We start from the raw sequence: 12,899 nt of genomic DNA on the forward strand, positions 1-12,899 counted from the left end.
CAAGTCGGAACGCCGCCCGCTCGCTCCTACAGGGCTTTGTGTTTCCGCAATATTTGGGCAGGACACAATCTTGTAGGAGCGAGCGGGCGGCGTTCCGACTTGCCCGCGAAGAGGCCGGTTCAGACAACACATTTCACTCCGGCAAATCGCACAAACAAAAACGCCCCGACCTAAGTCGGGGCGTTTTCAAATGCAGCTAAAGGCTTAGCGCGGGAAAGCTGGCGGGTTTACACCGGCCATGTCTTCCATCACGCGTACCACCTGGCAGCTGTAACCGAATTCGTTGTCGTACCAGACGTACAGTACAACGCGGTTATCCTGGGTGATGGTCGCTTCAGCGTCCACGACGCCTGCGTGGCGCGAGCCAACGAAGTCGGTCGAAACCACTTCCTGCGAATTGACGTAGTCGATCTGCTTGTGCAGGTCCGAGTGCATGGCCATCTGGCGCAGGTACTCGTTGATCTCTTCGCGGGTGGTGGCCTTTTCCAGGTTCAGGTTCAGGATGGCCATCGACACGTTCGGCGTAGGTACGCGAATCGCGTTGCCGGTCAGCTTGCCCTTGAGCACTGGCAGCGCCTTGGCGGCTGCAGTGGCGGCGCCGGTCTCGGTGATGACCATGTTCAGCGGCGCGGCGCGGCCACGACGGCTGCCCTTGTGGAAGTTGTCGATCAGGTTCTGGTCGTTGGTGAACGAGTGAACGGTTTCGACGTGGCCGTTGACGATGCCGAACTTGTCATTCACTGCTTTCAGCACCGGCACGATGGCGTTGGTGGTGCAGGAAGCCGCGGAGATGATCTTGTCGTCGGGGCTAATGTCGCCGTGGTTGATGCCGTGCACGATGTTCTTCAGCGCGCCCTTGCCAGGTGCGGTGAGGATCACGCGGGCAGCGCCCGGGCAGGCCAGGTGCTGGCCCAGGCCATCGGCGTCACGCCATACACCGGTGTTGTCGACGATCAGTGCGTTCTCGATGCCGTACTGGGTGTAGTCGACTTCGGTCGGGCTCTTGGCGTAGATAACCTGGATCAGGTTGCCATTGGCGGTGATGGTGTTGTTGGCTTCATCAATGGTGATGGTGCCATCGAACGGACCATGGACCGAGTCGCGACGCAGCAGGCTGGCACGCTTGACCAGGTCGTTCTCGGCGCCCTTGCGGACCACGATGGCGCGCAGGCGCAGGCCGTCGCCGCCACCGGTTTTCTCGATCAGGATGCGCGCCAGCAGACGGCCGATACGACCGAAGCCGTACAGGACAACGTCGGTGCCTTTGCGGGCGGAAGCGTTCTGCTGGCCAACCACGTCGGCCAGTTCTTCACGGACGAACTGCTCGGCAGTACGGCCATTGCCTTCAGCCTTGAATTTGGCTGCCAGCTTGCCCAGGTCTACCGAAGCAGCGCCGAGCTTGAGCTCGCTCATCGCCTTGAGCAGCGGGAATGTTTCGTGGACGGACAGCTCGGTATCGTCGGTCTGACGGTGACGAGCAAAGCGGTGAGCTTTGAGAATCGCAATGACTGAACGATTGATCAGGCTGCGGCCATAGATCGAGCTCACCACGTTGTTATTGCGGTAGAGCTGACCGATAAGCGGAATCATCGCTTCTGCGAGTGCTTCACGGTCGATCCATTCACCAAGACACTGGTCGGGCTTCTGAGTCACGGGAACCTTCCACATGTAGGGGCAGAAAAAAGGGGCTACATTATGCCGCCGCGCGCCTCGTGTAGCAATGCGCGCTTGTCGTACTGTCAGTAACAAAATTCCTTTCAAAAAAATCACGCCCCGCTGAAGCCCAATGAAACCGGGGCCTCCAGCATCGTCAATTTTTTGGGGACAGCGCAATCTTGTCCGTAACCATCCGTAACACTGGTTGGTTTTGCCACTACATAATCGCTAATTTCCGGTAAAAAACACCGCGATTTTGTCTTTACCACTACATTTCTCCTTACCCGCGTAATAGACACATCAGCGACTGACAGCCGGCACCCGGGACCGCTACAATTACCGACTTTGTCGCAACGCTTGGAGCTCAACCTTCCGTGCCCGTTCTGCGTCTACCGCTTCTCCCTGCCGCGGCAGGTAAACAGCACTGGGGCAACCTGCCCGGTGCCGCCCTGAGCCTGGCCATCGCCGAGGCCGCCAGCGCTGCCAAGCGCTTTACCCTGCTGCTCACAGCCGACAGCCAAAGTGCCGAACGACTGGAACAGGAGCTGAGTTTCTTCGCCCCGGATTTGCCCGTGCTGCATTTCCCCGACTGGGAAACCCTGCCCTACGACCTGTTCTCGCCGCACCAGGACATCATTTCCCAGCGCATCTCCGCTCTATATAGATTGCCGGAGCTGAGTCATGGCGTGCTGGTGGTGCCGATCACCACAGCCCTGCATCGCCTGGCGCCGACCAAATTCCTGCTCGGCAGCAGCCTGGTGCTGGATGTCGGCCAGAAGCTCGACGTCGAGCAAATGCGCACCCGCCTCGAGGCCACCGGCTATCGCTACGTCGATACTGTGTACGAGCACGGCGAATTCACTGTGCGCGGCTCCCTGATCGACCTGTTCCCGATGGGCAGCAAGTTGCCTTACCGGATCGACCTGTTCGACGACGAAATCGAAACCCTGCGCACCTTCGACCCGGAAAACCAGCGTTCCATCGACAAGGTCGATTCGGTCAAGCTGCTGCCGGCCAAGGAATTCCCGCTGGAGAAGGAAGCCGTCACCCGCTTCAAGGCGCGCTTTCGCGAACGCTTCGATGTCGACTTCCGACGTTGCCCGATCTTCCAGGACTTGAACAGCGGGATTACCCCTGCCGGCATCGAGTACTACCTGCCGCTGTTCTTCGAAGAAACCTCGACGCTGTTCGACTATCTGCCCCAGGACACCCAGGTGTTCTCCCTGCCAGGTATCGAACAGGCCGCGGAAAACTTCTGGAACGACGTGCGCAACCGTTATGAAGAGCGGCGCGTCGATCCATCCCGTCCTTTATTACCGCCGGCTGAGTTGTTCCTGCCGGTGGAAGACTGCTTCGCGCGCCTGAAAAACTGGCCGCGGGTGGTGGCGAGCCAGCAGGACGTGGAAACCGGTGCCGGCCGCGAACGCTTCCCCGCGCGGGAACTGCCGAACCTGGCCATCGAAGCCAAGGCCAACCAGCCGCTGGCGGCGCTCTCCAGTTTCCTCGACGAGTTCCCCGGGCGCGTGCTGTTCACCGCCGAATCCGCGGGCCGTCGCGAAGTACTGCTGGAACTGCTGGAACGCCTGAAGCTGCGATCGAAAACCGTCGACAGCTGGCCGGACTTTGTCGCTGGCAAGGAGCGCCTGGCGATCACCATCGCGCCGCTGGACGAAGGCCTGGTGCTCGACGATCCGGCCCTGGCGCTGGTCGCTGAAAGCCCGTTGTTCGGCCAGCGCGTGATGCAGCGCCGGCGCCGCGAGAAACGCGCCGACGCCAACAACGACGCGGTCATCAAGAACCTCACCGAGCTGCGCGAAGGCGCGCCGGTGGTGCACATCGACCACGGTGTCGGTCGCTACCTCGGTCTTGCGACGCTGGAAATCGACAGCCAGACCGCCGAATTCCTCGCCCTGGAATACGCCGAGGGCGCCAAACTGTATGTGCCGGTGGCCAACCTGCACTTGATCGCCCGCTACACCGGCAGCGACGACGCCCTCGCCCCGCTGCATCGCCTGGGCTCCGAGACCTGGCAAAAAGCCAAGCGCAAGGCCGCCGAACAGGTGCGCGACGTCGCCGCTGAATTGCTCGACATCTATGCGCGCCGCGCCGCTCGCGAAGGGTACGCCTTCGCCGACCCGAAAGCCGATTACGCCACCTTCAGCGCCGGTTTCCCGTTCGAAGAAACGCCCGACCAGCAAACCACCATCGAAGCGGTGCGCGAAGACATGCTCGCACCCAAACCGATGGATCGCCTGGTGTGCGGCGACGTCGGCTTCGGCAAGACCGAAGTGGCCATGCGTGCGGCGTTCATTGCGGTGCACGGTGGTCGCCAGGTGGCGATCCTGGTACCCACCACCCTGCTCGCCCAGCAACACTACAACAGCTTCCGCGACCGCTTCGCCGACTGGCCGGTGAGCGTGGAAGTGATGAGCCGCTTCAAGTCGGCCAAGGAAGTGAATGCAGCGGTCGCCGACCTGGCTGAAGGCAAGATCGACATCGTCATCGGTACGCACAAGCTGCTGTCGGACGATGTGAAAATCAAAAACCTGGGCCTGGTGATCATCGACGAAGAACACCGCTTCGGTGTGCGCCAGAAAGAACAGCTCAAGGCCCTGCGCAGTGAAGTTGACATCCTCACCCTGACCGCAACGCCGATTCCGCGAACGCTGAACATGGCCGTGTCGGGCATGCGCGACCTGTCGATCATCGCCACGCCGCCAGCCCGTCGCCTGTCGGTGCGCACCTTTGTCATGGAGCAGAACAAGAGCACGGTCAAGGAAGCCCTGTTGCGTGAGCTGCTGCGTGGCGGCCAGGTCTATTACCTGCACAACGACGTCAAGACCATCGAGAAATGCGCCGCCGACCTCGCCGAACTGGTGCCGGAAGCGCGGATCGGCATCGGCCACGGGCAGATGCGCGAGCGCGAGCTCGAACAGGTGATGAGCGACTTCTACCACAAGCGCTTCAACGTGCTGATCGCCTCGACCATCATCGAGACCGGCATCGACGTACCGAGCGCCAACACCATCATCATCGAACGCGCCGACAAGTTCGGCCTGGCACAATTGCATCAGCTGCGTGGTCGTGTCGGTCGCAGTCACCACCAGGCCTATGCGTACCTGCTGACGCCGCCGCGCCAGCAGATCACCGCGGACGCGGAAAAGCGCCTGGAAGCGATCGCCAATACCCAGGACCTCGGCGCCGGCTTCGTGCTCGCCACCAACGACCTGGAAATCCGCGGCGCTGGCGAATTGCTCGGCGACGGCCAGAGCGGGCAGATCCAGGCGGTCGGCTTCACCCTGTACATGGAAATGCTCGAGCGCGCGGTGAAGTCGATCCGCAAGGGCGAACAACCCAACCTCGATCAACCGCTAGGCGGTGGCCCGGAAGTCAACTTGCGCGTACCGGCGTTGATTCCCGAAGACTACCTGCCGGACGTCCATGCCCGCCTGATCCTCTACAAGCGCATCGCCTCGGCCACCGACGAGGAAGGCCTCAAGGATCTGCAGGTGGAGATGATCGACCGTTTCGGCCTGTTGCCCGAGCCGACCAAGAACCTGATGCGCATCACCTCGCTGAAATTGCAGGCCGAGTTGCTGGGCATCAAGAAAGTCGACGGCGGCCCGCAGGGTGGCCGAATCGAGTTTGCGACACAGACCCCGGTCGACCCGCTGACCCTGATCAAGTTGATCCAGAGCCAGCCCAAACGCTACAAATTCGAAGGGGCCACGATGTTTAAATTCCAAGTCCCGATGGAGCGCTCGGAAGAGCGCTTTAATACTGTAGAGGCGCTGTTTGAGCGCCTCATCCCGAAAACTGCTTGAAGGACGCCGCATGCGCCTGTTTCGCTCACTGACCTTGTTGATAACCCTGGTCGCCCCTTCGGTGTTTGCCGATGATCTGTATCAGATTGAAATGATTCTGGTACGGCAAAATGCTGTGCCGGCGATTGTCAGCCGCGCCGCGCCGGAAGACTGGGCCGCCGGCGCGCAAGCCGTCAGCCCCGACAGCCTGCGCACGCCGAGCCTCAACAGCGAAGTGGAAAAACTCACCGCCAGCAATGAATACAGCGTGCTGTTGCACAAGGCGTGGCAGCAGACACTCGGCGAGACAGCGGTCAAGGTGGCGGTCAGCGACGGCAAGGAACAGTTCGGCCAATACCCGATCGAAGGCACCCTGAACCTGACGCTGGGACGCTTCACCGATGTAGACGCCGATTTCTATGTCAACCAGTTCAACGACGAAGGCCTGGTCACCGCCAGCGAACGCCTGAAACAGGAAAGCCACACCAAGAACGGCCAGCTGAACTTCCTCGACAACGGCCACCTGGGCCTGCTGATCAAGATCACCTCACTGACGGCGCCCGCTCCCCGGGAAGCCCCTGAAGTCGTCCCGGACTGATCGAGCCCCCCATGTCCGCGACCCTGAGCAAACCCCTGGCACCTTCCTGGGTCAGCCGATTCAAGGAACAAAGCCTGGAGCGCGGTCGCCGGTATGCACTGGAGAACCGCGTCAGGATAGTCGAGGTCGGCGACGCGACGATCACCGCGGCGTGCGAAGGCTCTGGCGGTAACGTTTACCGTCAGACCATTCGCCTGCGCGAGTCGGCCAAAGGCACCTTGCTGATGGTCGACGCCATCTGCTCCTGCCCGGTGCACAGCAACTGCAAACATTGCGCGGCGGTGCTCCTGCAAATCCAGGAAACCCTCGACTACCCCGCCGCCGCCAAAGACGCCGAACTCCTGGAAAAACTCCAGGCAGTGCTGGAAAACCGTAGCCCCAAGGCGCCACCGCAGGTACTGGTGGACAACGTGCAACCGGTACCGCGCCTGTGGCTGGCGAGCATCGAGTTCAGCGCCTTCGAGCCGCGCAACGGGCGGATGCAGCGTTACATCCAGCATCGCGCGGCGCTGTCGTTCAGTTATCTGGATGAGTACGTTTCGGGCCAGAAGAATTCCGACATCCTGATTCGCCAGGAGACCCAGACCCTACGGATAAAACGCCACCCGGACGTCGAACAGTCCTACCGGGAACAGCTGCGAATCCTCGGCTTCAAGATTGCCACCCGGCAAAGCAAGGCCCTGCCGGAAAGCGCCGGCGAACTGTTCGAGATGGTCAATGACAGCGCCTGGCTGACCTTCACCCTCAATGAACTGCCGAAGTTGCGCACCCAGGGCTGGGAGTTGCAGATCAACGAGGACTTCGGCTTCGACCTGACCGCCGTGGACGACTGGTACGCCACGGTCGAACAGGTACCGGAGCGCGACTGGTTCGACCTGGAGCTGGGGATCATCGTCAATGGCGAGCGGTTGAGCCTGTTGCCGATCCTGTTGAACCTGATGCGCTCCCACACCGAACTGCTCAACCCGGAACGCCTCGCCCGCCGACGTGACGACGAGCTGATCCTGGTCAACATTCCCAACCGGCCGAACGCCGAGCATGGCCCCTTGCAAGTCGCCCTGCCCTTCGGCCGCCTGAAACCGGTTTTGGCGACCCTTGGTGAGTTCTATCTGCAAGAACCTGGCGAAACCACGCTGCGCCTGAGCAAGGCCGACGCCACGCGCCTCAATTCGCTGGAAGACCTGCCGCTGCTCTGGGAAGGTGGCGAGCAGATTCGCAGCTTTGCCCAACGCCTGCGCGACATCAAGGACTACACCGCCACGGCACCGGACGGCTTGAACGCGACACTGCGCCCGTATCAGCTCGAAGGCCTGAGCTGGATGCAGTCGTTGCGCCAGCTGGAAGTCGGCGGCATCCTCGCGGACGACATGGGCCTGGGTAAAACCCTGCAGACCCTGGCGCACGTTCTTTCCGAGAAAAACGCCGGTCGCCTCGATCGCCCGTGCATGGTGGTGATGCCCACCAGCCTGATTCCCAACTGGCTCGACGAAGCGGCGCATTTCACCCCGCAACTCAAGGTGCTGGCGCTGTACGGCGCCAGTCGCAAAAAGCATTTCGACAACCTGGCCGATTACGACCTGATCCTGACCACCTATGCGTTGCTGCCCAAGGATGTCGAACGCCTGGCGAAGCAGCCATTGCATGTGCTGGTACTGGACGAAGCGCAATACATCAAGAACCCCAACAGCAAGGCCGCCCAGGCCGCCCGCGAGCTCAACGCCCGCCAGCGCCTGTGCCTGAGCGGCACGCCGCTGGAAAACCACCTGGGCGAACTGTGGTCGCTGTTTCACTTCCTGCTGCCGGGCTGGCTCGGCGACGTCAAAAGCTTCAACAGCGACTACCGGGTTCCCATCGAAAAGCGCGCGAGCGAAGTCCGGCTGCAACACCTCAACAGCCGTATCAAACCCTTCCTGCTGCGTCGCACCAAGGAACAGGTGGCGACCGAGTTGCCGCCCAAGACCGAGATCATCCATTGGGTCGAACTCAACGAAACCCAACGCGACCTGTACGAAACCATGCGCCTGGCCATGGACAAGAAAGTCCGCGACGAAATCACCCGCAAGGGCGTGGCCCGCAGCCAGATCATCATCCTCGAGGCGCTGCTCAAGCTGCGCCAGGTGTGCTGCGATCTGCGCCTGGTCAATGAAGCCCCCCTGCCGACAAGGGGCAGCACCTCGGGCAAGCTCGACAGCCTGATGGAAATGCTCGAAGAGCTGTTCGAGGAAGGCCGCAAGATTCTGCTGTTTTCGCAGTTCACCTCAATGCTGGCATTGATCGAAGAAGAGCTGAACAAGCGCGGCGTGCCCTACGCACTGCTGACCGGACAGACCCGTGACCGTCGTACACCGGTGAAGGAATTCCAGAGCGGCAAGCGTCAGATCTTTCTCATCAGCCTGAAGGCCGGTGGTGTCGGCCTGAACCTGACGGAAGCGGACACCGTGATTCATTACGACCCCTGGTGGAACCCGGCAACGGAAAACCAGGCCACCGACCGCGCCTACCGCATCGGCCAGGAAAAGCCGGTGTTCGTCTACAAGCTGATCGCGCGCGGCACGGTGGAAGAGAAGATCCAGCACCTGCAGAAGGAGAAATCCGAGCTGGCGGCGGGTGTGCTGGATGGACGGCAGGCCGGGGACTGGAAGTTGCAGAGCGATGATATCGAGGCGTTGTTTGCGCCGTTGCCGGACAAGCTGGAGAAGCGTTGAGAACTGCGGCGCCGGACAGATCGCTATCGCGGGCAAGCCTCGCTCCTACAGTTTCGTGTTGATCGCATATCTCGCGATTGACCCAAGACCCGTAGGAGCGAGGCTTGCCCGCGAAGAAAGCAACTCGGTCCCGCGCCCGGCTTAGCCCGCAAGCACCCGCGCCAACATCGACCTCACCTTAACCATCCCCTCCCCCAACGCCCGCTCGATCTCGGCCATGCTGATCACCGAGGCCGACTTGCCCGCCGCCGGATTCACCACCAGCGCCAGACAGGCATAATCCAGTTGCAGCTCGCGGGCCAAGGACGCTTCCGGCATCCCGGTCATGCCGACGATGTCGCACCCGTCGCGCTCCAGGCGCAGGATCTCGGCAGCGGTTTCCAATCGCGGGCCTTGGGTGCAGGCATACACCCCCTGATCGCTGAAACCGACGCCTTCGGCCGCCAGCGCTGCAATCAGGCGCTGGCGCAGCGATTCGCTGTAGGGGTAGCTGAAATCGATATGGGTGACCGGTTCCAGGTCATCGGCAAAGTAGCTGTGCTCGCGACCGCTGGTGTAGTCGATCAACTGATGCGGCACGCAGAAATGCCCGGTGCCCATCGCCCCGCTGATCGCGCCCACCGCGTTGACCGCCAGAATCGCCTCGGCACCGGCCTGCTTCAGCGCCCAGAGATTGGCGCGATAATTCACCCGGTGCGGGGCAAAACGGTGCGGATGACCATGTCGCGCGAGAAACAACACGTCCCTGCCGGCGTACTCGCCGACCTGCACCTCGGCAGACGGCGTACCGTAGGGCGTATCCAGCGCCAATGACTGACGAATCTGGAGGCCGTCCAGCCGGGTCAGGCCGCTGCCGCCGATAATCGCGTAAACCGTCATGGCGCCCCTCCTTAATCAATAAGCTGTGCATCCCTCAGCGCGCCCACGGCCGCCAGCCAGCGCGGATCCTGGCGGTACTCGGTGCTCGCATGCGCCTGGCCGCGCATCCGCGCAATGCGCGCCGACGGCGTGACCTGCAAACGCTGGGCGGCGCTCAGGGCCAGTTCGGCGGCAGCGCGATCGTTGCACACCAGGCCCATGTCGCAACCGGCGGTCAACGCCGCTTCGATACGGCTGGCGGCATCGCCAACCACGTGGGCACCGGCCATGGACAGGTCGTCGCTGAAAATCACCCCGTCGAATTGCAGCTCGCCCCGCAGGATGTCCTGCAGCCAACGCCGGGAGAAGCCCGCTGGCTGGGCATCGACCTGTGGATAAATAACGTGGGCAGGCATGACGGCGGCCAGCTGCCTGCTCAATTGGGCGAAGGGCACCAGGTCATGGGCACGGATCTGCTCGAGGCTGCGCTCGTCATTGGGGATCGCCACGTGGGAATCCGCCTCGGCCCAGCCGTGGCCAGGAAAGTGCTTGCCGGTGGCGGCCATGCCCGCGCTGTTCATGCCGCGAATGAAAGCACCGGCCAGCAGCGCGGCACGCTGCGGATCGGCTTCGAAGGAACGGGTCCCGACCACGGCGCTACGCTGGTGATCGAGATCCAGCACCGGGGCGAAGCTCAGGTCCAGGCCAACGGCCAGCACCTCGGTGGCCATGATCCAGCCGCACTGTTCGGCCAGGTATTCGGCGTTCGGGTTATCGGCAATGGCGCGCATCGCCGGCAGACGCACGAACCCTTGGCGCAGGCGCTGGACCCGCCCGCCTTCCTGGTCCACTGCCAGCAGCAGGTCGGGACGAATGGCGCGGATCGCCGCGCTCAGTTCGCGAACCTGGCGCGGATGTTCGATGTTGCGGGCGAAAATGATCAAGCCACCCACTTCGGGCTGGCGCAACAATTGGCGATCTTCAGCCGTCAGCCAGGTACCGGCGACGTCCACCATCAACGAGCCTTGCAGGCCAGCAGTCATAGCAATTCCTTGATAACGATAAACCCGGTGCGCAACGATGCGCCGCCCTGGGCTGTACCCGGGAGGTCGGCGATCATCAGTGGGAACGGGTTCAGAACGAGAGTCGGCATGGGCGGCTAGCTTATCGGATGTCAGCTGCCGCGCCCACCCATGAGCGGTTAAACCTTGGCGGCAACCGGTGTCGATTTGCTACGAGGGCGCAGCTGCGCGGTGGCCATGGCCGAGTCGGTGACACCGGATTCGGCACGCATGCCGGCCGCCAGGAACGGCACCATCAGGCGCATGACCTGCTCGATGGAGGTGTTGACCCCGAAGTCGGTTTCGGCGATGGCGCGCAAGGCCTTGATACCGGACATGCTGAACGCCGCCGCACCCAGCATGAAGTGCACGCGCCAGAACAGTTCGATCGGCGGGATGCGCGGGGCGGCCTCGTTGACCAGCATCATGTAGCGGCGAAACACCTTGCCATACATGTCTTCTAGATAACGGCGCAAATGCCCCTGGCTCTGGCTGAAGGCCAGTCCCAGCAAACGCATGAAAATCGACAGGTCGTTGCCGCTGCGCGGCTGTACCACCAGGGCTTGCTCGACGAGGATTTCCAGCAGTTCCTCGAGGGAAGGCTTGTTTTCAGGCCTGGCCTGGCGCCGCTCCAGCTCTTTATCGAGACTGATGCAGAACGGCCCCAGGAAACGCGAGAAGACGGCCTGGATCAGGGCCTTCTTGGAGCCGAAGTGATAGTTCACCGCCGCCAGGTTGACACCCGCCTTGCTGGTGATCAGGCGCAACGAGGTTTCAGCGAAACCTTTTTCCGCGAACAACTGCTCGGCAGCATCGAGAATGCGTTCAACGGTTTCCGACTGGGCCATGGCTACTCCGCCTGACAAACACTTGTTTGAAACATACGTTTCAGCCCGTGCGTTGTCAAGTCTGGCAGTTCGTTTCGGGAATGGTCGGTCATGCATTTAACCACACAACCGCAAAGCTTCCATCAGCCGGTTGAGCGACCGTCTGGCGGCGCACAAAAAAAGGGGCATTGCCAAGACCGTTCCACTGTATATAATCCCAGTCACTGTATAAAAAGACAGAGCGATCAATATGCTAAAGCTGACGCCACGCCAAGCCGAGATTCTGGCCTTCATCAAACGTTGCCTCGAAGACAACGGCTACCCGCCGACCCGCGCGGAAATCGCTCAGGAACTGGGTTTCAAATCGCCCAACGCGGCGGAAGAACACCTCAAGGCGCTGGCCCGCAAGGGCGCGATCGAGATGACGCCGGGCGCTTCGCGCGGCATTCGCATTCCGGGTTTCGAGGCCAAGGCCGACGACTCCAGCCTGCCGATCATTGGCCGCGTCGCAGCCGGCGCGCCGATCCTCGCCCAACAACACGTTGAAGAGTCCTGCAACATCAACCCTGCGTTCTTCCACCCGCGCGCCGATTACCTGCTGCGGGTACACGGCATGAGCATGAAGGATGTGGGCATCTTCGACGGCGACCTGTTGGCCGTCCACACCACCCGCGAAGCCCGCAACGGCCAGATCGTGGTTGCGCGGATCGGCGACGAAGTCACCGTCAAGCGCTTCAAGCGCGACGGCAGCAAAGTCTGGCTGCTGGCCGAAAACCCTGAGTTTGCCCCTATCGAAGTGAACCTTAAAGATCAGGAACTGGTGATCGAAGGCTTGAGCGTCGGCGTCATTCGCCGCTAAAAGGAGGCTTTATGCAGTTCCCATACACATCACAGCAAGCCCAACTGCCGCTTCAGTTCGAGGCGTTCATGGCACAGCCATTGGCGCCAATCCTGAAGGAGGACGCGTCGCCCTGGAGCGCCGAGCCCGAGGTCTTCAGTGAACTGTCGCTGCTTGGTGCTGCCGGGAACTGCCTGAACCTTCTGGCGCCGATCCTGCGGGAACTCAGCCAGGACCAGGATGCACGCTGGCTGACCCTGATCGCCCCGCCCGCCAGCCTGACCCAGGCCTGGCTGCGGGACGCCGGGCTCAATCGCGAGCGCATCCTGTTGCTGCAACCGCGCGGCACCCAAAGTGCCCAGCAACTGACTTGCGAGGCCCTTCGCCTTGGCCGCAGCCACACGGTGGTCAGCTGGCTCAACCCATTGAGCAAAATCTCACGGCAACAGCTGATCAGCGCCGCCCGGACCGGGGACGCTCAAAGCCTGAATATTCGACTGGGTTAACGGCGCACGCTGAACGCGCAGGGCTTCTGCAAGGATAGAGAAGCCTA

General features: G+C 61.9%; 9 protein-coding genes. 5 read left to right on the forward strand and 4 right to left on the reverse strand.

Going from position 1 to position 12,899, the window contains the following annotated elements; all coding sequences use genetic code 11:
* Positions 1 to 204 precede the first annotated feature (204 nt).
* Positions 205 to 1,668, reverse strand: a complete 1,464-nt coding sequence (locus tag HFK74_RS19980; RefSeq protein WP_033043386.1) for a glyceraldehyde-3-phosphate dehydrogenase — start codon at positions 1,666 to 1,668, stop codon at positions 205 to 207.
* A gap of 362 nt (positions 1,669 to 2,030) precedes the next feature.
* On the opposite strand from HFK74_RS19980, the gene mfd reads away from it, so the two are divergent.
* The 3 genes from mfd to HFK74_RS19995 are packed head-to-tail and all read left to right on the forward strand — an operon-like array spanning position 2,031 to position 8,762.
* On the forward strand, positions 2,031 to 5,480 hold the full coding sequence (gene mfd, locus HFK74_RS19985; protein ID WP_180204988.1) for a transcription-repair coupling factor: 3,450 nt from the start codon (positions 2,031 to 2,033) through the stop codon (positions 5,478 to 5,480).
* Positions 5,481 to 5,490: 10 nt separating this feature from the next.
* Positions 5,491 to 6,057, forward strand: a complete 567-nt coding sequence (locus HFK74_RS19990) for a CsiV family protein (protein ID WP_180204989.1) — start codon at positions 5,491 to 5,493, stop codon at positions 6,055 to 6,057.
* Between the two features lie 11 nt (positions 6,058 to 6,068).
* Positions 6,069 to 8,762: a DEAD/DEAH box helicase gene (locus tag HFK74_RS19995; protein ID WP_180204990.1), complete on the forward strand. Its 2,694-nt coding sequence runs from the start codon at positions 6,069 to 6,071 to the stop codon at positions 8,760 to 8,762.
* Positions 8,763 to 8,903: 141 nt separating this feature from the next.
* Here HFK74_RS19995 and HFK74_RS20000 read toward each other — a convergent pair whose 3' ends face one another.
* From HFK74_RS20000 to HFK74_RS20010, 3 genes are all read right to left on the reverse strand, one after another.
* Positions 8,904 to 9,641, reverse strand: coding sequence for an S-methyl-5'-thioinosine phosphorylase (locus HFK74_RS20000; RefSeq protein ID WP_180204991.1), 738 nt, complete (start codon positions 9,639 to 9,641; stop codon positions 8,904 to 8,906).
* Positions 9,642 to 9,652: 11 nt separating this feature from the next.
* Positions 9,653 to 10,663, reverse strand: a complete 1,011-nt coding sequence (gene nagZ, locus HFK74_RS20005) for a beta-N-acetylhexosaminidase (RefSeq protein WP_180204992.1) — start codon at positions 10,661 to 10,663, stop codon at positions 9,653 to 9,655.
* A gap of 158 nt (positions 10,664 to 10,821) precedes the next feature.
* On the reverse strand, positions 10,822 to 11,529 hold the full coding sequence (locus tag HFK74_RS20010) for a TetR/AcrR family transcriptional regulator (protein ID WP_008064449.1): 708 nt from the start codon (positions 11,527 to 11,529) through the stop codon (positions 10,822 to 10,824).
* Between the two features lie 229 nt (positions 11,530 to 11,758).
* On the opposite strand from HFK74_RS20010, the gene lexA reads away from it, so the two are divergent.
* Both lexA and sulA read left to right on the forward strand, forming a co-directional pair.
* Positions 11,759 to 12,367 (forward strand): transcriptional repressor LexA, encoded by a 609-nt coding sequence (gene lexA, locus HFK74_RS20015; RefSeq protein ID WP_008064450.1) that lies wholly within the window; start codon positions 11,759 to 11,761, stop codon positions 12,365 to 12,367.
* An 11-nt stretch (positions 12,368 to 12,378) separates the two neighbouring features.
* Positions 12,379 to 12,852: an SOS-induced cell division inhibitor SulA gene (sulA, locus tag HFK74_RS20020; RefSeq protein ID WP_180204993.1), complete on the forward strand. Its 474-nt coding sequence runs from the start codon at positions 12,379 to 12,381 to the stop codon at positions 12,850 to 12,852.
* The last annotated feature ends 47 nt before the right edge of the window (positions 12,853 to 12,899 follow it).

Source organism: Pseudomonas sp. SbOxS1 (assembly GCF_013416725.1).
Lineage (GTDB): Bacteria > Pseudomonadota > Gammaproteobacteria > Pseudomonadales > Pseudomonadaceae > Aquipseudomonas.

Excerpts from the sequence above, each read along its gene's own strand:
- HFK74_RS19980 (WP_033043386.1), bottom strand. The coding sequence starts at position 1,668 with ATGTGGAAGGTTCCCGTGACTCAGAAGCCCGACCAGTGTCTTGGTGAA.
- HFK74_RS19990 (WP_180204989.1), top strand. The coding sequence starts at position 5,491 with ATGCGCCTGTTTCGCTCACTGACCTTGTTGATAACCCTGGTCGCCCCT.
- HFK74_RS19995 (WP_180204990.1), top strand. The coding sequence starts at position 6,069 with ATGTCCGCGACCCTGAGCAAACCCCTGGCACCTTCCTGGGTCAGCCGA.
- HFK74_RS20000 (WP_180204991.1), bottom strand. The coding sequence starts at position 9,641 with ATGACGGTTTACGCGATTATCGGCGGCAGCGGCCTGACCCGGCTGGAC.
- nagZ (WP_180204992.1), bottom strand. The coding sequence starts at position 10,663 with ATGACTGCTGGCCTGCAAGGCTCGTTGATGGTGGACGTCGCCGGTACC.
- HFK74_RS20010 (WP_008064449.1), bottom strand. The coding sequence starts at position 11,529 with ATGGCCCAGTCGGAAACCGTTGAACGCATTCTCGATGCTGCCGAGCAG.
- lexA (WP_008064450.1), top strand. The coding sequence starts at position 11,759 with ATGCTAAAGCTGACGCCACGCCAAGCCGAGATTCTGGCCTTCATCAAA.
- sulA (WP_180204993.1), top strand. The coding sequence starts at position 12,379 with ATGCAGTTCCCATACACATCACAGCAAGCCCAACTGCCGCTTCAGTTC.